The organism is Thalassospira sp. MCCC 1A02898 (assembly GCF_001618185.1).
Taxonomy (GTDB): Bacteria; Pseudomonadota; Alphaproteobacteria; order Rhodospirillales; family Thalassospiraceae; genus Thalassospira; species Thalassospira tepidiphila.
Genome location: NZ_LPXK01000013.1, coordinates 417013 through 439029 on the forward strand (window position 1 = coordinate 417013; position 22017 = coordinate 439029).

Annotated in this window: 19 protein-coding genes; 6 read left to right on the forward strand and 13 right to left on the reverse strand. The window is 54.5% G+C overall.

Annotation, left to right across the window (positions count from 1 at the left end; translation table 11 throughout):
- Positions 1 to 30 precede the first annotated feature (30 nt).
- The 5 genes from glp to AUQ41_RS18660 all read right to left on the reverse strand — a co-directional run bounded on the left by glp (position 31) and on the right by AUQ41_RS18660 (position 6514).
- Entirely contained in the window at positions 31 to 1284 is a 1254-nt protein-coding gene (gene glp / locus AUQ41_RS18640; protein WP_063089867.1) for a gephyrin-like molybdotransferase Glp, read from the reverse strand.
- A gap of 80 nt (positions 1285 to 1364) precedes the next feature.
- The gene (locus AUQ41_RS18645; protein ID WP_232308462.1) at positions 1365 to 3125 is read right to left on the reverse strand and encodes an iron ABC transporter permease; all 1761 of its coding nucleotides are present in this window, start codon (positions 3123 to 3125) and stop codon (positions 1365 to 1367) included.
- 81 nt (positions 3126 to 3206) lie between these two features.
- A complete protein-coding gene (locus AUQ41_RS18650; protein ID WP_083952765.1) occupies positions 3207 to 4232 on the reverse strand; it encodes a Fe(3+) ABC transporter substrate-binding protein in 1026 nt (341 codons plus the stop codon).
- 236 nt (positions 4233 to 4468) lie between these two features.
- On the reverse strand, positions 4469 to 5485 hold the full coding sequence (locus AUQ41_RS18655) for a Fe(3+) ABC transporter substrate-binding protein (RefSeq protein WP_063089872.1): 1017 nt from the start codon (positions 5483 to 5485) through the stop codon (positions 4469 to 4471).
- A 195-nt stretch (positions 5486 to 5680) separates the two neighbouring features.
- Positions 5681 to 6514 (reverse strand): 3'-5' exonuclease, encoded by an 834-nt coding sequence (locus AUQ41_RS18660; protein ID WP_198155654.1) that lies wholly within the window; start codon positions 6512 to 6514, stop codon positions 5681 to 5683.
- 367 nt (positions 6515 to 6881) lie between these two features.
- On the opposite strand from AUQ41_RS18660, the gene AUQ41_RS18665 reads away from it, so the two are divergent.
- Positions 6882 to 7913, forward strand: a complete 1032-nt coding sequence (locus AUQ41_RS18665; RefSeq protein ID WP_063089875.1) for an ABC transporter substrate-binding protein — start codon at positions 6882 to 6884, stop codon at positions 7911 to 7913.
- 159 nt (positions 7914 to 8072) lie between these two features.
- On the forward strand, positions 8073 to 9548 hold the full coding sequence (locus AUQ41_RS18670; protein WP_168173405.1) for a pentapeptide repeat-containing protein: 1476 nt from the start codon (positions 8073 to 8075) through the stop codon (positions 9546 to 9548).
- Positions 9549 to 9588: 40 nt separating this feature from the next.
- Here the strand turns inward: AUQ41_RS18670 and AUQ41_RS18675 are convergent, their stop codons facing one another.
- Complete coding sequence (locus AUQ41_RS18675) at positions 9589 to 9957, reverse strand: thiol-disulfide oxidoreductase DCC family protein (RefSeq protein ID WP_063089882.1); 369 nt, start codon at positions 9955 to 9957, stop codon at positions 9589 to 9591.
- A gap of 196 nt (positions 9958 to 10153) precedes the next feature.
- On the opposite strand from AUQ41_RS18675, the gene AUQ41_RS18680 reads away from it, so the two are divergent.
- Both AUQ41_RS18680 and AUQ41_RS18685 read left to right on the forward strand, forming a co-directional pair.
- Entirely contained in the window at positions 10154 to 11017 is an 864-nt protein-coding gene (locus AUQ41_RS18680; protein WP_063089885.1) for a proline/glycine betaine ABC transporter permease, read from the forward strand.
- Positions 11017 to 12042, forward strand: coding sequence for a glycine betaine/L-proline ABC transporter ATP-binding protein (locus AUQ41_RS18685; protein ID WP_063089887.1), 1026 nt, complete (start codon positions 11017 to 11019; stop codon positions 12040 to 12042). Before AUQ41_RS18680 ends, AUQ41_RS18685 begins: the two co-directional genes overlap by 1 nt.
- 18 nt (positions 12043 to 12060) lie before the next feature.
- Here the strand turns inward: AUQ41_RS18685 and AUQ41_RS18690 are convergent, their stop codons facing one another.
- Complete coding sequence (locus tag AUQ41_RS18690; RefSeq protein ID WP_063089890.1) at positions 12061 to 12564, reverse strand: Mov34/MPN/PAD-1 family protein; 504 nt, start codon at positions 12562 to 12564, stop codon at positions 12061 to 12063.
- A 27-nt stretch (positions 12565 to 12591) separates the two neighbouring features.
- Positions 12592 to 12963 (reverse strand): hypothetical protein, encoded by a 372-nt coding sequence (locus AUQ41_RS18695; protein WP_083952764.1) that lies wholly within the window; start codon positions 12961 to 12963, stop codon positions 12592 to 12594.
- Between the two features lie 224 nt (positions 12964 to 13187).
- Between AUQ41_RS18695 and AUQ41_RS18700 the strand changes: the two genes are divergently transcribed.
- Positions 13188 to 14159 carry an RluA family pseudouridine synthase gene (locus AUQ41_RS18700; protein ID WP_063089896.1) on the forward strand — a complete coding sequence of 324 codons (972 nt, stop codon included), beginning with the start codon at positions 13188 to 13190 and terminating at the stop codon, positions 14157 to 14159.
- A gap of 119 nt (positions 14160 to 14278) precedes the next feature.
- Entirely contained in the window at positions 14279 to 15145 is an 867-nt protein-coding gene (rpoH, locus tag AUQ41_RS18705; RefSeq protein ID WP_040823769.1) for an RNA polymerase sigma factor RpoH, read from the forward strand.
- Positions 15146 to 15242: 97 nt separating this feature from the next.
- Here the strand turns inward: rpoH and AUQ41_RS18710 are convergent, their stop codons facing one another.
- The 5 genes from AUQ41_RS18710 to AUQ41_RS18730 form a co-directional block, all read right to left on the reverse strand.
- A complete protein-coding gene (locus AUQ41_RS18710) occupies positions 15243 to 15728 on the reverse strand; it encodes a hypothetical protein (RefSeq protein WP_063089899.1) in 486 nt (161 codons plus the stop codon).
- Positions 15729 to 15737: 9 nt separating this feature from the next.
- Entirely contained in the window at positions 15738 to 17873 is a 2136-nt protein-coding gene (locus AUQ41_RS18715) for a protein kinase family protein (protein ID WP_063089902.1), read from the reverse strand.
- A 246-nt stretch (positions 17874 to 18119) separates the two neighbouring features.
- Complete coding sequence (locus AUQ41_RS18720) at positions 18120 to 19415, reverse strand: adenylosuccinate synthase (RefSeq protein WP_063089905.1); 1296 nt, start codon at positions 19413 to 19415, stop codon at positions 18120 to 18122.
- A 35-nt stretch (positions 19416 to 19450) separates the two neighbouring features.
- A complete protein-coding gene (locus tag AUQ41_RS18725) occupies positions 19451 to 20617 on the reverse strand; it encodes an ATP phosphoribosyltransferase regulatory subunit (RefSeq protein WP_063089908.1) in 1167 nt (388 codons plus the stop codon).
- Between the two features lie 156 nt (positions 20618 to 20773).
- Positions 20774 to 21955, reverse strand: coding sequence for a phosphoserine transaminase (locus AUQ41_RS18730; RefSeq protein ID WP_063089910.1), 1182 nt, complete (start codon positions 21953 to 21955; stop codon positions 20774 to 20776).
- Positions 21956 to 22017: the final 62 nt, after the last annotated feature.

The following is a 22017-nucleotide window of genomic DNA, read 5'->3' on the forward strand; positions in this document are numbered from 1 at the left end:
TTGCAATGATGTGGATCATTTTTGATGAAGTCACTGCAGGCCTTGCAGCGGCAAATAAAGTACCTGATCTCCCTTGGAGACCTGCCCGCAATTTTCGGGCAGTTCAATCAGACCTTCGGCCCAGACCATTGATGACAACATCCCGGAACTGGTCGAAGAAAAAGCAATCGCTTCAAATTCGCCGTCATCATTTTGCACCAGACGCGCACGCAACCATTCCCTGCGCCCCGTGCCACGGTTGAAATCAAACCCGGCACGGACCGGGATACGTGTTGGCGCCAGTTTGGAATGATCCGCGCCCATCGCATGGCGCAGCAATGGCAAAACATATAGCAACCCGGAGACCAGGACTGATACCGGGTTCCCCGGAAGCCCGATCACCAGACAATCACCGATCTTGCCGCGCATCAAAGGCTTGCCGGGCTTGATCGCAAGTTTCCAAGCGGTGATTTTACCAAGGCTCTCGACCACCGGTTTCAGAAGATCGGCCTTGCCGACCGAAACACCGCCAGATGTCATGATCACGTCATGCGACTTTGCCGCGCTCGACAACGCGTTTTGCAACACATCAAAATTGTCAGTCAGCAATCCAAGGTCGGTGACCTCGCAACCGATGGACCGCAACATCCCGATCATTGCAAAACGGTTGGAATCATAAATTCCACCCGGCGGCAAAGGATTACCCGGTTTGGCCAGTTCGTCACCGGTGGAAAAGACGGCAACCTTCAGAGGCCGTGCAACCGACAAGCTGCCAAAGCCCTGCCCGGCCGCGATTGCGATATCCTGTGGGCGCAGGATCGTGCCTGCCTTCAAAACTGTATCACCGGTTTTGATGTCTTCGCCCAGCCAGCGGATATTTTGATGCAAGCTTGTGCGTGCGATCACGTCGGCATCAATTTCAATGATGGTTTCATCGGCATTGGCTTTGACATTTTCCTGAATGATCACGCAATCCGCGCCATCGGGGATCGCAGCCCCGGTCGCAATACGGATCGCGCATCCCGTTGGCAGGGTTCCCTCAAACGGATGGCCAGCCAAAGATGCACCAACCACCGAAACCGGGCCGTCTATCGCGGCCAGATCGGCATGGCGAAGGGCGTAGCCATCCATGGCGGAGTTATCCGCCGACGGCACGGAAACCTGGGCAACGAGGTCCTTGCGCAAAATCGCACCGTAACAATCACTGATCGGGCGTTCTTCGGATGGCGTCATCACCGGCACTTCGGCAAAGGCAATGTCGAGCGCATCGGAAAGTGTTGTCAGTCCAGGTTTGATTGTTTGCATTCCGAAAGTTTCCTGCCGCCCTTGGTCTTGTTTTATATTCCCATCCGTAATCAGGATAGCCCGATCATCGGCGGGACGCATCAGGATTGTCCGCTATGCCCCGGACGGGATTTTGAAATTGCACGGCTCAGCATAATCACCGGCACCACACCAACAAGCACAATGGTCAGCGCCCCAAGGGCTGCATGTTCAATCATTTCATCCTTGGCGAACTGATAGACATGGGTTGCCAGCGTATCAAAATTGAACGGACGCAGAATAAGCGTTGCCGGCAGTTCCTTCATGCCATCGACAAAGACCAGCACCGATGCCGCCAAAATGCCGCCACGCACCATCGGGAAGTGTATACGTTTCAGCGTACCCCACGGGCTTTCGCCCAAGGTGCGCGCCGCATCATCCATGCTTGGTCGAACCTTGCCAAGAGCTGCTTCGATCGAGCCATAGGATACCGCCATAAACCGCACCGCATAGGCGAACACCAAAGCGAATACCGTCCCGCTTAGCAGCAACCCGGTCGATATGCCGAAGGTATCGCGCATCACCGCGTCCAACGCATTGTCAAACCGTGCAAACGGGATCAAAACCCCGATGGCCAAAACCGCGCCCGGCACGGCATAGCCAACCGAAGACAGACGGACACAGAATTTCAAAAGCGGTTGCGGGAACAGGCGCAGTGCATAGGCCATAAATATGGCACAGCCAACGGCAACAAGCGTTGCAAGCCCGGATACCAGAAGGCTGTTGCCGGCAAACTCAAAGAAATCCGCCGTCCAGCTTTGATCAAAATAACCGATGGAATAATAAATCAGCACCAGCGACGGCACGACAAAGCCCAAGACAATCGGCAGAATACAGACCGCCAACGCCCCGGCTTTGGCAAGCGGGCTCAGTTCATAGCCCGGCAGTTCCTGAAAACGACTGGTAGTATCATGGAAACGCTGGCGACGGCGTGAATAGCGCTCAATCACCATCAATGCGATCACCACAGCCAGCATGGTCAGGGCAATCTGCGCAGCACCACCGGCATTTCCCATACCAAGCCAGACATTGAAAATACCGGCCGTCAGGGTATGCACGGCAAAGAAATCAATCGTGCCAAAGTCATTGAGCGTTTCCATCAACGCAATCACAACGCCAACAACGATTGCCGGACGCGCCAACGGCAATGCGACCGTAAGAAACGAGCTCCAGGCACTCCGACCAAGGATACGGGCCGCCTCAATCGCACAGATGGATTGAGACAGGAACGCCGCACGCGCCAGCATGTAAACATAGGGATAAAGTGTCAGGCTGAGCACCATGATCGCACCACCCTTGGTGCGAATATCGGGGAACCAGTAATCGGCCGCCGATTGCCAACCAAACAAGTCCCTCAATAAGCCCTGCAACGGTCCGGCATATTCCAGAAGGTCCGTATAAACATAGGCCACGATATAGGCCGGAACCGCCATTGGCAGCAACATCGCCCATTCAAAGAACCGCTTTCCCGGAATTCGGCACATGGTCACAACCCATGCGGACGCAACCCCGATCAGGGTCACACCAATGCCAACGCCAAGCATCAGGATACCTGTATTCTTAAGGTACCTTGGCAACATGGTGGATGCCAGATGTGGCCAGATATTTTCGGTCGGAAACAGGGCAATCCAGGCTACGGCAACAACCGGTGCCGCAACCATTGCCGCCACGATAAACGCGCCAATCAGCCAAGCTGCCGATTGGCCACGCGGCAACCACAGCATCGCCCGACGTCCGGTGGGCGTGCGCATGGGGTCAAAGGTTTCCGCCATGGCGCTCGGCCGAATGTCGTCTTCCTTTTGCGTCTGACAAGCGTTGTTCAAGGCTGTTTCCGTTTCATTCGCCGCGGACTACTCCGAACGGTTCTGTTGGGCGGTCTTGATATCCTTCTATCGACGTATGGTCTACTCGTTAAAGCCGACCTCATCAATCAGACGAATTGCCGCACCACGATTGGCCGCAACCGCATTAAGCGGCAAATCATCATGGACAAAGGTGCCCCACGCCCGGACCTGTTCAGACCAGGCAACGCCCGGCTTGACCGGATATTCAAAATTGATATCGGCATACATATGCTGGGCTTCGGCACCAGACAGGAATTCCACCAGCTTGATGGCATTTTCCTTGTTCGGCGCATATTTAATCAGCGCCACACCCGAAATATTCACATGCGTGCCGCGATCGCCCTGATTGGGGAATACGATACGGACCTTTTTGGCGGCATCCGCCTTGTTCGGGTCATCAAGCATCTTGCCGTAATAATAGGAATTACCAATCGCCACGTCACAAACGCCCTGCGACACCGCCTCGATCTGATCGGTATCGGCACCCTGCGGCTTGCGGGCCAAATTATCCTTAAGCCCGACCAGCCAAGTTTTGGTTTCTGCTTCACCATGATGGGCAATCATCGAGGCGATCAGGGCAATGTTATAAACATGCATGCCCGAACGCACACAAATGCGCCCCTTCCATTTCGGATCGGCAAGCTCTTCATAGGTCGTGATGGCGTCCGGCTCCACCCGATCAAGCGAGGTATAAAGCACGCGTGCCCGCGTCGTCATCCCAACCCAAAGCTTGTCTTCATCACGGAACTGATCAGGGATATTCGCATCCAAAACGGCACTTTCGATCGGCTGGGCGATATCGGCATCGACTGCATCCTGAATGCGGCCGATATCAACGGTCAAAAGCAGATCGGCCGGGGTGTTACGCCCTTCATGCTTGATGCGCTCCACCAGTCCACTTTGCGAGAAAAGCGTATTGACGCGAATACCGGTTTCCTCGGTAAAGCGTTTGAACATCGGTTCGATCAGAAAGGGCTGTCGAAGCGAATAGACATTAACTTCCTCTGCGGCATGTGCGGCGGGGAACATGGACAACCCCATCGCGGAAACAACAAGACCAAGAACGGTTTTGCGCAGAGAAATCATAAATGCCTCGTTTGGATCAGCTGCTGGTGGCACAGCAATTAGGAATGATTTGTATTTGCTGCGGCCGAAATTAAAGGGCCCGCCCCGCCTTTTGCAAGCAAGAAAACCACATAAGAGCCATACCCGAAGTCACGAATGCGCGACCACATCCGGCCTTTGACCGCGTACCGAAACGGAAAAAAGGGGTGGCATTACACCACCCCTTTCAAAAAGCTCATCAAACTCAGTCGGTTTGACTATTCGTTATAACCGATCTCATCGACCATCTTGATCGCATCCGGGCTCAGGCGGGCAATCTCGGCCAGCGATACTTCATCGGCCTTGAACGTGCCCCAGGACTTCACATTTTCAGCCCACTCTACACCCGGTTTGACCGGATATTCGTAATTGACCTCAGCATAGATGCCCTGTGCAACGTCACCGGCCAGGAATTCCATCAGCTTGATGGCGTTTTCACGGTTCGGCGCATCGGCGATCAGGCTCATGCCCGAAATGTTCATCGACATGCCACGACCATCCTGGTTCGGGAAGACAAGGTTGACGGCCTCCGCCCAAGGACGCTGTTCTTCATTGTCGAGCATCTTGCCGTAGTAATAGGTGTTGCCGATCGAAAGATCGCAAACGCCTTCCTTGATCGCCTTGACCTGTGCGCGGTCATTGCCCTGCGGTTTGCGTGCAAGGTTGTTCTTAAGGCCCTGCAGCCATTCCTTGGCTTTTTCCTCGCCATGAACGGCGATCATCGAAGCAAACAGCGCAACGTTATAAACGTGTGTGCCGGAACGGGTGCAGATGCGCCCTTCCCATTTCGGATCGGCAAGGTCTTCATAAGACGTGATCTCGCCTTCTGCCACGCGCTCCTTGGAGGCATAGATCGCACGACCACGCTGGGTCAGAGCAAACCAGTGACCTTCCGGGTCGCGCAGGTGGGCCGGAATATTGGCATCAAGGGTGTCATTCGAAACGGCTTCAGTCACACCGGCGTCAACGGCCTGCTGGATACGGCTGATATCGACGGTCATCAGGATATCGGCCGGGCTGTTCGCGCCTTCCTGCTTGATACGTTCGACCAGACCCTTTTCAGCAAAGATCACATTGACGTCGATGCCGGTTTCAGCGGTGAACTTTTCAAAAAGCGGCTCGACCAGAAATTCCTGACGCAGGGAATAGACATTAACTTCCTGTGCCATCGCGGTTGTCGCAGCCATCGCTGTTGCGCCGAATACCGCACCACCGACGAGTTTCTTGATATCCATTTGAACGATCCCTGTTGAGTTTGACCCTGTTGGATTTGGGTACGCGTTGAAACGTACTGACGTTGCAACTCACTTGCATATTCAATGCAATTAAGATCAACTCGCATTTAATTCAACACAAATTTGCAAGACAGGGTGTCAAAATGTGACGGACTTCACTTCTGAAGTCATGCCTGGGCACAACGTCGGGCCGTATCAAAGAACGTTGAACGACCCGCCACTTGATTGCTTCCAGGCATCAAGGAATTCCTGATAGGCAGGAATGTCCCCTGCCCGTTCTTCAAGCCAGCCCACGGTCAGATTGATCGCATGGTTATAGCCATCATGATCGGTCAGCCCGGTATGAAGCGCATGACGCAGATACAGCAAATAGGTATTCAAGACATCGGTCTCGCAATAACGACGAATGCCATCAATCTCGCCATTGTCATACATGTCCGAAACCTTGCTGCCATCGACCCCGGTCTTGCCCGGCAAATCAAGGGCGGCACAAACCTCGTTCATCTTGGTACGGGCCGAGGCGCCATAATCGGATAAGACTTCCGCCAGATCACAATGCCAGTGCGGCGCATAGCGCGCGGTATAGTTTTCCCACTTGTTGGACGCCTGATGCAGCCAACGGGCCGAAACACCATGTTTCATCGCGCGGTATTTCAACACCGGCAAATCAAAGCCACGACCATTGAAACTCACAAGACGCGGATAAAGCTTGCCGCAATAGGCAAAGAACCCGTTCACAAGGTCCTTTTCCTCGGATGTCAATTCGCCGCCCGATCGCAATTCTTCGATCTCGTACATTTCGGTATCGCCATCACGTTGAATGGTCGCCCGAAGGAAGCTGATCGCCACCACCTTGTGAAACGGTTGGCGCGGGAAGCCATTGCGGCCACTGGTGATTTCAAGATGATAATCTTCCAGCATCTTGCGCCCGGTTTCAGGATCCGGCGCAGTTTTGCCGGTTAGCTGCGGCAGAACATCAATATCGGGCACGGTTTCGATATCAAAAACGAACAGGTTGGTATGCATCATGACGGCCCCCGATTATCTGTGCCCGATTGGTTGGTTTGCCCAACATAACGACAAAGTCCGATAAATTCACGGGCAGAGTTAAACCAATCGCGCCCACTACCGTAAATCACATTACCTGACATCTCCTGCCATCCCTGTCAGGAGCATTCTGCAATGATATCAGCACGGAAACACTTATCACGTCGGCGTTATAATCAACACCGAGGGTTGCGCGCGTTCTAACCTCACGTCTAGAATTGCCGCACCTGTATCAGGGGCACGGTCAATTCGAAGTTCAGGATCACACCTGATCCCAAGCTTTGCGGGCTTCCCGCACCGACCATGCATTTGATGCGATTCCGGACCGCAACCACGAAGGGACAGAAGGATGAAAACCCTGCCTACCGGAGCCGCAATGCTTTTGGCCGCTGGCCTTGCATTTACTTCTCATTCAAGCGCAAACGCGCAAGATGCCACATGCGAGATTGATCGACCGGTGATGTTTGCCGGTCTCAATTACGACAGTGCGCTTTTCCATAACGCCGTTGCCCGCTTCATCATTGAAAAGGGCTATGGCTGTCAGACCGATGCCCTGCCCGGCGATGTCATTCCGCTTTTGACCGGCGCTGGCAAAGGGGATGTTGATATCGTCATGGAAATCTGGCGCGACAACGTTGCCGAAGCCTGGACCAAGGCCGAAGAAGCCGGCAATGTCAGCCAGATCGGAGTTAACTTCGATGACGCCGTCGAAGGCTGGTTCGTGCCAACCTATGTTATCGAAGGCGATGCAGAACGTGGCATCGAACCGATGGCACCTGACCTGAAATCGGTCGACGATCTGGCAAAATACACCGAACTGTTCGAAGACCCTGAAGAACCCGGCAAAGGCCGTTTTTATAACTGCCCTTCGGGCTGGGTTTGTGAAAAGGTCAATTCGGCCAAACTTGGTGCCTATAACCTTGATGACAGCTTCACCAACTTCCGCCCCGGCACCGGTGCAGCCCTTTCGGCTGCCATCGCATCGGCGCATAAACGCGGTAAACCGGCCCTTTATTACTATTGGGGGCCAACCTGGGTGATGGGTCTTTATGACAGCACGCGTCTTGAAGAACCGGCTTATGACAAGTCGATCTTTGATGCGCTGAAAACAGAAGAAAACCCGACCAAGGCAACCGCCTACCCGCAAAGCACGATCACGATTGGTGTGAATAACGACTTCAAAGCCGCCGCACCAACCCTGATCACCTTCCTGACCAACTACGAAACCAGCAATGCGCTGGTCTCGGAAATGCTGGCCTATATGCAGGAAAATGACGAAAAGCCCGATGGGGCAGCGATGCATTTCCTGAAATCCAAGCCGGACGTTTGGAAAGCTTGGGTACCGGAGGATGTTGCAGCACGCGTTGAAAGTGCGATGTAAGCAACACTAAAAATAAATCACTCAAACACCCCGCAGGCGAAATCCTGCGGGGTGTTTTGCGTTTGGGGACACGCCGCCACAATTCCCGATTGCAAACCGGAATCAAGACACGTTTAATCAGATAAATAGCATGCGCCGTCGATGGCATTGGGGAGCCAGATGAATCAGGAAGAAACACTCGCGCTCTGGAAACAGGGCAAGGAGGCTTGGAATGCTTGGGCCGAAAAGATGCTGGCCGAACGCAAGGCGCTGGAGAACAAAGGCGAGTGGGATGTCATCGTTGAACCCTGGGGAGAAGAAAAACCCCAAGACGAGACAACTGAGAAATGGTTCAAAGACGCCCGTGCAGTCTTTTCTTCAACAGAAACGCCACATGTTTTTCTGGAGGCGACCTCTTTCGAAGGCTGGCTGTTTCCATCCATCTCTGAATGGAACGCTGCGACCTTTAAGGGCGGCGCGAGGTTCATTAGCGCGACCTTTAAGGGCATCGCGCAGTTCGGTAGCGCGACCTTTAAGCGCGACGCGTTGTTCCGTGACACGATCTTTGAGGGCGACGCGTGGTTCCGTGACGCGACCTTTGAGGGCGACGCGTGGTTCCGTGACGCGACCTTTGAGGGCACCGCGTGGTTCCGTGACGCGACCTTTGAGCGCATCGCAAACTTCAGTAGCTCGACCTTTGAGGGCGTCGCCCGGTTCCACAGCGCGACCTTTGAGGGCGGTGCGCAGTTCACTCGCGTGACCTTTGAGCGCGACACGTGGTTCATTAGCGCGACCTTTAAGGGCATCTCGCAGTTCAGTCGCGCGACCTTTAAGCGCGACGCGTTGTTAAGTAGCGCGACATTTGAGGACGCCACGTGGTTCCATAGGGCGACATTTGAGGGCGACGCGGGGTTCAGTAACGTCTGCTTTGAAAAGCCAACCCAATTTTCAGATGCACGGTTTAACACCGACGCATCCTTCAACGCGGCCCAAATCAAACAGGCATTCGACCTGAGCGGTGCACGTTTCAAGGAAGTGCCCGACTTCAGGCAAACCCACTGTGAAGAGGCGCCGTTGCTTGATGATGTCCACATTGACAGCACCATCGTCAAGCAACGGAAACCGTCTGATAAAACGAACTTCGCGGTCACTGCAAAGTATCGTGCGCTTAAACGCCTCGCCATTCAGGGACATGACCACAAACACGAGGTAGAGTTCTTTGCCGAAGAGCTCAAATCCCGCCGGTTGATGGTTTACACGCAGCGCGATCCCAGTTGGTGGCTAAGTTTTATCTTTGACGAATTGTCTGATTACGGTCGGTCTATCGCAAGACCGCTGATGTACTGGCTTGGCGTCATCATGCTGTCCGCTGTGCATTACATCGCAATGGCGACGCCGTTGGACCCTTATCGCGCAACGGAATGTCTGGCTGGTGCGGGATCACAGGTAAATACCGCTTACCAATTGGCCTTTGCCAAAGGGTTGCTGGTTCCGGGATTGGCTGACCGGACGATTGTCACGCAGGCATATGACTGCCTTTTTGGTGATATCATTCCCGGCAGTGCCGCGGTCGTTGCAGGCATCCAAACACTGTTGTCAGCGATCCTGCTGTTTTTGTTACTGCTTGGCATCCGCAACCGTTTCAAACTGAAATAGACCATGACTTCGCTGCGCAAGACGATAACAGGCGACCGCCTTACTCGTTTGCTGCAGCGAGCTGACAATGCGTAAGACGCTTGAAGCGCCATGCGGCCCACAATCGATACACAAGATTTGCGATCTGGCGAATGATCGGCAAAGCAACAATAGCTGCCAAAACACGCCATCTGTCCAGCTGGTGCCAGATCAAAATGAACGCATCGGCACCGGCATGCCATTGCCCATCTGAGTCGAGGGCGCGCATTTGCTTTAACCCTTGGACAAGGGAAATGCCGTGCTTTTCAAGATCACCTGCGTGTTCCGTGACGTCGCGCCATTCGAAAACGCCTTTTGGCGCGATCTTGCGGTAGTAATTGATTTCACGCGAACACAGACCGCATTTTGCGTCATAGAACACGGTTATCATCGCAACCTCTCCGGAAAACAATATTGTCTATGATTTACGGCTTTGGCTGGGCTCTGGGTTATCAATCACAGGAAAAGGGCTACCAAAAGAAGTCAGGAGATGTCAGCCAAAGTTCGATTTACGGTCGCGCGGCCCACATGATCTTGTTAGGCTCTTACGCTCATTGATTTTTTGAGCAGATCGGGCCAATTGCGCCATGTTTCCAGAACAGTTGAATGTGCCTTTGGGCAAGTGGGTCAATCAGTTTGTTGATTGGCTGGTGGTCAATTACGGCGCGGCGTTTGAAGCCTTTGCCGACAGTTTGCTGACCGTTTTGGTGGCACTTGAGCAGGTTCTGCGGGGTGCACCCTGGTGGGTGGTCTTGATCGCCATTGCTGCCATCACCTGGCATGCCAGCAAGAATTGGAAGCTGGTTGTCGGGCTGGTGGTGGCGATGTTTGCCATCGGCATGCTGGGCCTGTGGGACAAGGCAATGCAGACCTTGGCGCTGATGATTGTCGCGACGTCGCTTTCGGTTCTGATTGGCATTCCGGTGGGAATTGCCATGGCGATGTCCAATCGTTTGCGGGCCGTCATGCTACCGATCCTTGATACCATGCAGACCATGCCGAGCTTTGTGTATCTGATCCCTGCCCTGATGCTGTTTGGGCTTGGTAAGGTTCCAGCGATCCTCGCCACGGTGATTTATGCGGCCCCGCCCGTCATGCGCCTGACTGACCTCGGTATCCGCCTTGTTGATCAGGAAGTACTCGAAGCGTCGCGATCCTTTGGCGCCAGCCGCAAGCAGATCCTGTTTGGTGTGCAGTTGCCACTCGCCCTTCCCAACATTATGGCCGGGATCAACCAGACGACGATGATGTCAATCTCGATGGTGGTGATTGCCTCGATGATTGGCGCGCGCGGATTGGGGGAACAGGTCCTGATGGGCATTCAGCGTCTGGACGTTGGTGCGGGGATGGAAGCAGGCGTTGCAATTGTTCTTCTGGCCGTGGTGTTTGACCGGATCGGTCAGGCCTATGGCAAGCGATCACAACGATCGCACGATGCGGAGGACGCGTAATGAGCTACATCGAAATCCGCAATATTTTCAAAATCTTCGGGCCTGATCCGCAATCTGCACTTGAACTGGCAAAGGGTGGTGCTGACAAGGATGAAATCCTTGCAAAAACCGGTCATACGGTTGGTCTTCACGATGTGTCCCTGTCGATTGAACAAGGGGAAACCTTTGTCGTCATGGGCCTGTCTGGATCGGGAAAATCAACCCTGATCCGACACCTTAATCGCCTGATTGATCCGACAGCGGGCGAAGTATCATTTGGTGGCGAAGATATCCTTGCCATGGATATCCCGACCCTCAATGCGTTTCGTCGAAAGCGGCTTGGTATGGTGTTTCAGCGTTTTGGCCTGCTTCCCCATCGCAATGTGATGGATAACGTGGCCTATGGGCTCGAAATCCAGGGGACTGCGCGCAAGGAGCGCGAAGCAGCCGCATCTAAATGGATCGAACGTGTCGGTCTGGCGGGCTATGAGGCCAAATATCCCGATCAGTTATCCGGTGGCATGCAGCAACGCGTTGGCCTTGCCAGGGCGCTTGCCACCGATCCGGAAGTCTTGCTGATGGACGAGGCTTTCTCGGCCCTTGATCCGTTGATCCGGTCTGACATGCAAGATGAACTGATGAAGCTTCAGGCGGAGCTTCATAAGACGATTGTTTTCATCACCCATGATCTGGACGAGGCACTTAAGATCGGCGATCGGATTGCGATACTGAAAGACGGCAAGTTGGTGCAGGTCGGACGGCCGGAAGAAATCGTGCTTAGACCCGCCGATGACTATGTGCAGGCCTTTACCCGCGATGTGAACAGATCACGCGTCTTGCGCGCAAAGTCGATTATGGAGCCGATCACGTCTGGAGAAAGCCAAGCGGCACGCGAAGACTGGCCAAGCATCGCGGCAAATGCACGTCTTGCCGATATCCTGCCTGTTGCACTTGCCAACGGCACGTCAATGACGGTGCGTGATGCCAAAGACACTGCGATTGGAACCCTGTCGCCACAGCAGATTGTCGAAGCGCTGGAAGGTTAAACCTAGTCGCCCCAAAACTTAGCGGTCAATAATCTGGCAGCGCCGGAAATAGCGCAGTTCGGATTGCTCTGCCGCGTCGGCGGTTGATTGGTGAATGATGCGATAAAGGCCGCTGTCGCCTGCGCGATTATGCTCTGTGGCAATGATCAGCCACAGAAAACCATTTTCATCAGCGCGTGCGCGGTCTGTCGGTGATGGCAGGGCCTTTCCATTGGGATGGGAATGAAAACATCCAACAACCTGCTCCCGCTTTTGCCGCGCAGTACGATGGGCATCAATCAGGGTTTGCGGATTAATTTCAAACGTGGTCAGCGGATCTTCCGCGACGTTGCGCGCAAACACAACACGGTCGATCCGGTTCGGGGTATCGATGGCGGCAATCAGAAGGCCACAGGCTTCCTCCGGCCATTTAACAGCGGCGAAATCGCGGATTTCTTCGAGAAGCGCCTTGCCTAGCGCGATGTGTGTCTGATCATCGCCGCCTGATGAGCTGTTGTTTGCGATCCCCTGCCCGTTTGCCATCGCTGCCCGCGCCCTTGTGGTTTCAGACTACTGCGCGGCCTGTTGCAAAAGGATACGGCCAAGGACCTTCTTTTCGCTTAAGGAAACGATAACAAGACGCGCGCTGTCACCTTGTGGGCCTTCGATATGGAGCGTGGCCTGCGAACCATCGACAGAATAGCCAACAAGACGTTCTCCTTCATCAAGGTCGATAACGACGTCACCGAATGCGGCAAGAGCACCTTGCGCGGCCGTATTATCGCCACCTGCAAACGGCACGGACGGCGTGACTGTTGGTGTGTTTGCCTCAACACTTGGATCGGTAGCGTTCTTTTCGAGCGACAGGCCATAGACGACAAGTCCGATACCCACCACGATCAGAATGCCCATGAACGCGACCAGAGCCTTAACTACACGCATCGTATTTCCAACTGACAAAGTTTGATGAAACCTGCATGCTCGCCACACGCGCGATCATACGTACCCTGTTTCAAGGCCATAGCGACAAGCACGATCAATTGCAAGGCAACAACGCCAAATGAAGCAAGTTGTCGCAATTCGTTGCAATCGCCGGACAAAGCGCTAAAAGCGGCGAACACATGCATCATTACAGTCACCAAATCAAACCATGCCAATAGCAAACGATGTCTGAAAACCTGACCTATACCGCGACAGACCAGGACGAAGGTGCCCGCCTTGATAAGGTGTTGGCGACCGCCTGGCCCAATCAGTCGCGTTCGCGGATCAAGGCCTTGATCGAAGACGGTCAGCTTTGCGTCAATGGCACGCCTGCGGCCAAGATGTCTGCCAAGGTCAAGGCTGGTGATGTTTTTGATCTGAGTGTGCCCGAACCGGAAATGGCCGAACCCGCACCCGAAGACATCAAACTTGATGTGCTTTTTGAAGATGAAGACCTGCTGGTGATCAACAAGCCCGCCGGCATGGTAGTTCATCCCGCAGCCGGCAATGAAAGCGGAACGCTTGTGAATGCGCTATTGGCGCATTGCGGGGACAGTCTTTCGGGTATTGGCGGGGTCAAACGCCCGGGGATCGTGCACAGGCTGGACAAGGACACCAGCGGTGCAATGGTGGTTGCCAAGAACGATGCCGCCCATCGCGCCCTTTCAAACCTGTTTGCCGAGGACAAGGAAAACATCGAGCGCGCCTACCTTGCGGTCGTGTGGGGTGTTCCCCGCCCCCGCTCAGGTGATATCGAAGGCAATATTGGCCGCAGCCCGCGCAATCGGAAAAAGATGGCAGTGGTCAAAAAAGGGGGAAAATATGCCCTCACACACTACAAGACTCTGCAAACTCGCGACGACTCGTTGGCGTCCCTTGTTGAATGCCGCCTTGCAACCGGACGGACGCATCAAATTCGTGTTCATATGAACCATATTGGGCACGCACTTGTATGTGATCCGGTTTACAGCCGAAACAGACCAGCTGGTAAACTCAACCTAGAAGCGCAACAGATTTTGAACGCATTCAACAAACAGGCGCTGCATGCCCGAACGTTAGGATTTCTGCACCCTCGCACCGGTGCCTATATATCCACAGAGGCACCTATACCAGGTGACCTTTTGGCACTGATGAAGGCCCTAGAACTATACCTTTGAATAGTTGATACTAGCCTTACTGTCTAATTTTCCATTGACGGTTTCTAATACTCCCGTATAAGCTCCTAAAAAGTGCAAGGGGTAAAATGCACTTTTAGAAAGCAATACGGGAGGCTTTGATGAAGCAAGGAAACGCTCTTCCAACTATCTCTCAAGATGGTCTCACGGTATACCTTCAACGTATACGCCGCTACCCGATGCTTACCCCGGAACAGGAGACGACCTATGCCTGTAATTTCCGGGACAAGGATTGCGATAAATCTGCTGAAAAACTGATTACCAGCCACTTGCGCCTGGTCGCCAAGATCGCGATGAGTTACCGCGGTTATGGCCTGCCGATCAATGAACTTATTTCCGAGGGCAATGTCGGCCTGCTGCAGTCGGTAAAACGCTTCGACCCGGACAAGGGCTTCCGCCTTGCGACCTACGCAATGTGGTGGATCCGCGCCGCCATCCAGGAATACATCCTGCATTCATGGTCGCTTGTGAAAATGGGTACGACTGCGGCACAGAAAAAGCTGTTCTTCAACCTGCGCAAACTCAAAAGCCAGATGCAGGCAATTGATGAAGGCGACCTTCAACCTGAACAGGTCGAACTGATCGCAACCAAACTCAATGTGTCCGAAGATGACGTTGTGATGATGAACCGCCGCCTGGCCGGACCGGATCACTCACTGAATGCGCCGGTCCGTATTGAGGGCGACGGTGAATGGGTCGACTGGATCGAAAGCGATGACGAAGATCAGGAAACCCTTTATGGCAAACGTGAAGAATTCCTGCAGCGCATGAGCATGCTCAAAAACGCAATGTCGCATCTCAATGATCGTGAACGCGATATTCTGACGCAGCGCCGCCTGCTTGAAAGTCCGGTCACGCTTGAAAACCTGAGCCTTGCCTATGGCATCTCACGCGAACGCATTCGTCAGATCGAAGTACGCGCCTTTGAAAAGGTCCGCAAATCGATCCATACGGACCTGCCCCACTAATACTGCCTGCTTTGCGTCCCTTCTGAAACAACTTGCGGCGGACATTGTCCGCCGCTTTCTTTTTTGTATGGTCTTTTTCAATCAGGTCACGCAGTGATCAGTTCCCGGATCGATCCACTTCCTTGATCAGACTATCGCCCCAGGTTTTGATAAGTCCGCGCTGCTTCTTGCGCAGTTCACTGACACGACGCTGGGCTGCCAGGTTCAGGACATTGGCAACAATTGGCGGCATGGCAAGGTATAGAAGCCAACCAAGACCCGCTGCCCCATACATGATCGACAGCGCCAGTGGCTGGAAAACGGCCTGCGTTGCCCCGCCAACCGTTTGCGATGGCTGCATCCAGACTTCCAGAATATAGGGCGCGACCCCTGAAAAGTTCAGACCGAAGACACACCGTGCCATCGTCCTGCCCGCACTGCGATCAAAGATAAAGGCCACAAGTGACGGCAAAAGCCCGACCGTCAACGTGATAAAGGTGGGAAGTGCCACCATGAACAGCAGCACGGCGGATGCAATAACCGACAAGCCGGAAAATGCGCTGCGACCGCCTTTTTTTGTGCCTGCTCGTTTACCCTTTGCCATGGCGATCCCTTAAAAGATATGCATCAAGAACAGCGCGGACACTGTCAGTAGTGCGATCATGGTGGATGCGAAAGCAGCCGCCTGCTGCCCAACCTTTTCGGCAAGCTCCATACGGGCCGGCCCCGATGATTCAAGATCAAACACTTCGCTTTCTGCTTCGGAATATTCCGCAACGGCTTCGACAAACTCTGACTGATCCTTGCGACGTTCCTGTTCGTCATTGATCAGGTTATACAGTTCGACAAGATTGCCGCGCTTGGCCAGTTTTGGAATCTCGGTCTCGACCCGTTCACGACGTGCCTTGCTATGGAATACCTTGATCGCCGGTTCCATCAAACGCGCCACCCAATGCGACAGGTTCTGCAAATTGTCCGGCCCATGACGCCACTGCACAATCGCCAGCATGCTAATGATTGCGCGGCTATATTCGACCTCGTCTGACGGGTTTTGCATCGCCAACAACTGCCCCTCGACATCGTCCTCGAGGCGGGCGGCGATGAAGGCGGCGATATGACGATCCACCGGCCAGCTTTCTTCGGATGCGGTTTCGGCTGCCTTTTCAAGGGCTGGCAGCAGATCTGCGATCTCGACGACATATTCCTCTTCGACCAGCGGGCTCAGGCAATGCTGGTTGCGCACGGTCGCATAGAGGCAGCGTTCATACCCATAACCGGCACTTTGCTGCTGAATGTAATAGCGCAGGTTCTTGTATAGCTGCTGTTGCCTCTGGACCTCGGGGCTGTATCCCATCTGACGGCCAAACCAGAAAGATGGAATATCGCGCACGATCACGTCAGCAAAACGTTGGGGCCCCTTCCCATGTTGGACATCATAGGACAGCATGAAACCAAGCCCGTCGACCATCGACGAAAAGCCCTTGAACCGGATCGGGCCTGCCGGATCCAGAATCAGGATAGATCGCGCAACCAACACGTCCTCTGCCGACCGCTTATCCGTCCCGGCCCACTGCAGTTGTCGCATGGCATCCGATAGCGCCTTGGCGCGATCATTATCGCCAAGGCCACGCCGCAACCAGACTTCGACCGTGCTGTCACGCAACGGGCCAAGCGCTGTTACCCAGTTCTTGGCGATCCCCTGCGCCAATGAGCGCACGGTATAATAATCCCGACCTGCCAGGTTTTGAGACCGCGCTGCCCGCTTTTCTGTATTGGCCTGAACCGGCTTGGTCCGTCTTCCGTCCAGCCATGCGTTCAACTCGGCCAAGCCCCAGCGTTCTTCGGGGTCATCACACAACAGGCCACGAACAGGTTCAATCAGAACAAGCGGCAGCTTTTCGTGTGATGCGATTGCCTGAAACGATCCTTTGGCCAGTTTAAGCTCGATAATTTCCTGATCATTCAGCTTTTTGAGTGGCTGGCGGCCAATGCCAAGCTCGGCCAAAGTCATACCAAGCGCATAGAAATCGTCGGTCGCATTGCCTGAACCACGACCGGCAGGATCAGCGCTCATACGTGCTGTGGTCTCATAAACCGCTGGCTGATCATAACCGGGCGGGCCACTGGCACAATCGCCAAGCACGACCTTTTCACGCATGGGATCGGCAAAGAACAGGTTATCGGCGCGAATATTGCGGTGTGCCAGCCCCTTCTCGCTGAATGCCTGCATGGCATTCATCAGCGGCTCGACCACAACCGTGGCAATATCATGCTCATCGATGGCGAGTTTCTTGTGCTCGCGCGCGACGACCTTTCCGCCTGCCGGTTTTTCATAGAAAAGCACCATCGTCTTGCGACCAATTGGCGGCCAGTAGGCGGTTTCATAATCGATAAGGTCAATCTGACCGGCCATATGCATACCGGCCAGGAAGGTCAGATGGTCATGGCGTGTCGGAAGAACCGGATCGGTTACCAGCGCAAAGGCGCTACCCTCTTCCCGGCGGAGATTGTCAGCCGAATAGGCCTTGCAGTGGCCCATATCGAATTCGGGCATCCGCAAATCCAGAAAGACGCGAAAATTGCCGATCTCGACATTTTTGCCGCCTGCATTGATTGCGACACCATCAAGTTCTGGGGATTCTTCGGGTTCCTCAGGCGCAGGTGCACCGCCGCCCGGTGCATCCATCACCGGCCCTGTCGCAGCACCATTCGAAACGTCCTGTTCCTGATCTTCTGCTTGCTCTGCCATGGTCCCGATATTTCTTTACAGGTTATCATTCCCTGAGTGACGCACTTACTTGGGCCAAAAGTCTTCCTGACCTAACCCTCAGAACGCTATCCTCAAAAGGTTGATAAAACGATACTTGTGATCCCCCCTGTCGGCAAGCTGTTATCCCGCGGGCGCAGTCACGGATGAACGGTAAGCCCAGCAACTGTAAACAAAAAAGCCACCAGTCATAAACTGGTGGCTTTCGAAGTTCGTAAATTCAGGCAATCAGGCGCTGAACGGATCGTGCACCAGGATGGTGTCATCGCGCTCCGGGCTGGTTGACAGAAGCGCAACCGGCGCTTCAATCAGCTCTTCGATACGACGAACATATTTGATCGCCGTTGCCGGAAGGTCGGCCCAGCTCCGCGCACCCATGGTCGTTTCCGACCAGCCGTCGATGGTTTCGTAAACCGGCTTGGCTTTTGCCTGCAGACGCTGGTTGGCCGGCAGATGGTCATAGATTTTGCCATCAATGTCATAACCGGTGCAGATCTTGATTTCATCAAAGCCATCAAGAACATCCAGCTTGGTAAGCGCAATACCGGTGATGCCATTGACCTTGACCGACTGACGGACAAGGGCCGCATCAAACCAGCCACAACGACGCTTACGACCGGTGACGACACCGAACTCGTGACCGCGCTGACCAAGACGTTCGCCGTCTTCATCAAACAGTTCGGACGGGAACGGACCTTCGCCAACACGGGTGGTGTATGCCTTGGTGATACCCAGAACATAACCAACACCCGACGGGCCCATACCGGAACCGGCAGCAGCCTGACCGGAAACAGTGTTCGACGAGGTCACAAACGGATACGTGCCGTGATCAACGTCAAGCATCGTGCCCTGTGCGCCTTCGAAAAGGATGCGTTTACCCGCTTCCTTGAATTGATTAAGCGACTTCCAGACAGTGTCGGAGAACGGCAGGATTTTCGGTGCGATTTCCTTAAGCTGCGCAAGCAGTTCCGCACCGTCGACTTCCGGCTGGCCGAGACCACGCAGAAGTGCATTATGGTGCGTCAGAAGGTTTTCGACCTTGGCTTCAAGCAGATCAGTGTCTGCCAGATCACCAACGCGGATCGCACGGCGACCAACGCGGTCTTCATATGCGGGGCCAATGCCACGACCGGTGGTGCCGATCTTGTTGTCACCCGAAGCAGCAGCTTCGCGCGCACGATCAAGATTGCCATGAAGCGGCAGGATCAGGCAGGCATTTTCAGCCAGACGCAGGTTTTCCGGGGTGATATCCACGCCCTGCTCTTTCAGGCGGCCGATTTCGGCAAGCAGCGCCCACGGATCAACAACGACGCCGTTACCGATCACCGAAAGTTTGTTTTCACGGACGATACCTGACGGCAGCAGGCTCAGCTTATAGGTGGTTCCGTCGATCACCAAAGTATGACCGGCGTTGTGACCACCCTGGAAACGCACAACAACGTCTGCCCGTTCGGACAGCCAGTCGACGATCTTGCCTTTACCTTCGTCCCCCCACTGGGAACCGATCACGGCAACATTGGTCATCGCAAAACTCCTTGCGCGATAAAAAGTTCGTTCGATTAGGCGTTCAGCGGCACAACCTGACCGCCGATATAAATATGATTGCAGCCCATGCCTTGCGCTTCAATGCGTGCGGCGGCTTCGGTTTTGGCCTCTGCCGCACCTTCAAGCGCGGCAACCGTGTAATGGCCTTCGGCACGCAATTTGCGCGCTTCACGCTGTGGCGTACCAAGCGGCAGATAAACACGATCAACCGGCTCTGCATCTGGAAGACCGCGCAAAATGCTGTCCATATAAAGCGACATACCCGTTGCAGCTTCGCCCGAGGCACCACCGGCACGATAACGGCCACCACGTCCGATTTCACCGCGGACGTTACGGGCAAACAGTGTAAAGCTGACGCCGGTCTGATACCGGAAACCAGCCATTTCCACCGGATCAATGGTAAGGGCAGCATCAAGGCCGGACGCCATGACTCGTTCAGCAACATCGATCAGACGATAGAGTTCCTCAGATGCACCAAGCGGCAGTTCGAGCTTTTTGAGTTTCGGCAAAGCTGACTGTGCCGGGCCAGCGGCCTCAAGCAAGGCAACCAGAACGCCTGTAACTTTGCCATCGGCAGCACGAAGGGCCGCGACATCACGACGTTCAAGCGCCTCGGTCAATACTTCACGGTCATCGCGCGACACACCAAAGGCATCAAAAAGACGAACCGGAAGTGTTGGTAAATTAAGGTCAACCGAAACATCCGGCAAACCGATGCTTTCCAAAGCTTCGAGTGCAAGCAGAACAATCTCGGTATCAGCAGCAGCACTCGACACACCGATCAACTCGGCACCGACCTGTGCAAACTGGCGTTCAGGGCGCAGATGCGATCCTTTGATCCGCAGGACATCGCCGGAATAGGAAAGACGCAGAGGACGGGGCGCATCCACCAGACGGGTTGCTGCAATGCGTCCGACCTGGGGTGTCATATCGGAACGAACGCCCATCATGCGGCGGGACTCAGGATCCATCAAGCGGAACGTCTGGGTCGACAATTCCGGTGCAGCACCTTCAAGCAGGCTTTCTTCGAACTCGACCAGTGGGGTTTTCACGCGGTCATAGCCTGCATGCGCCAGACTGGCCATCAGCTTTTCACGGATTTCAGCTTCCCGTGCAGCGGTTCCTGGCAGGACATCCTGCAGGCCGGCGGGCAAAAGAGCTTTCCTGGCAAGTTCGGTCATTTTGTGTGCTTTCCCGGACGAGGCGCGCAGATTTAAATTGATAATATCCCGAGCAACGCTCAGGGCTCACTATCCGGTAGCGGTTACTACCGCGTTGTGCCGGACAGAGCAACGGGGAAAAACCCTTTAACGCAAATAATACGTACGAACTATTTCCTAGCTGGCCGCAAATTCGGCTTTTACCATCGCATATGCCCAATCGAGCCAAGGCAGCAAAGCCTTGATATCGCTGGGCTCAACGGTTGCACCGCCCCAAATACGCAGTCCCGGAGGTGCATCACGATACCCGTTGATATCAAGTGCGACATTTTCCGCTTCAAGAAGCTGCGAAATCTTTTTCGGCAGCAAAGCCTGCTGATCGGCAGACAGACCAAGCGCCCATGGATCGACAATCTTGATGCACATCGAGGTGTTTGAGCCGGTTGCCGGATCCTCGGCAAGGTCGCCCGCCCAGTCGCTGCTGGCAAGCCAAGCATCAAGATGCGCCCGACTTGCACGGGTACGTTTCAGAAGCCCTTCAAGGCCACCAATCTCTTCGGCCCATTTCAAGGCATCAATGGCATCTTCAACGACCAACATCGATGGCGTGTTGATCGTTTCCCCGCGGAAAATGCCATCAATCAGCTTACCGCCCTTGGTCATGCGGAAGATTTTCGGCATTGGCCATGATGGCGTATAGCTTTCAAGGCGTTCAACGGCACGCGGGCTCAGAATAATGATCCCATGACCACCCTCGCCGCCCAGGACCTTCTGCCAGCTATAGGTCACGACATCGAGCTTGTCCCACGGCAGTTCCATGGCAAAGATGGCCGAGGTCGCATCGCAAATGGTCAAACCCTTGCGGTCATCAGCAATCCAGTCGCCATTGGGCACACGAACACCGGCCGTCGTGCCGTTCCAGGTAAAGACAACATCGCGATCAAAATCAACCGATGCCAGATCCGGCAGTTTGCCATAATCGGCTTCAAGGGTGCGTACATCATCAAGCTTGAGCTGCTTGATCACATCGGTGACCCAGGTCGCCCCGAAGCTTTCCCACGCCAGCATATCAACACCACGTGCGCCCAGCATCGACCACAGCGCCATCTCAACGGCACCGGTATCGGATGCCGGAACCACACCCAACAGATAATCTTCTGGCAGGTTCAAAATTGCGCGCGAACGGTCAATCACCTCTTCAAGGCGTTGTTTGCCCAGCTTGGAACGATGTGAACGGCCAAGGATCTCCGTCTGCAATGCGCCTGCGGACCAACCCGGGCGTTTTTTGCACGGACCCGACGAAAAATTCGGGCTGGTCGGACGAGTGGTCGGCTTTGCAAGTACGGCAGTCTGGGCCATCTGTAAGTTCCTGAGAAAGAAGGATAACCAATGCAGGTTGGTCTAGAATATTCAAGCGACCC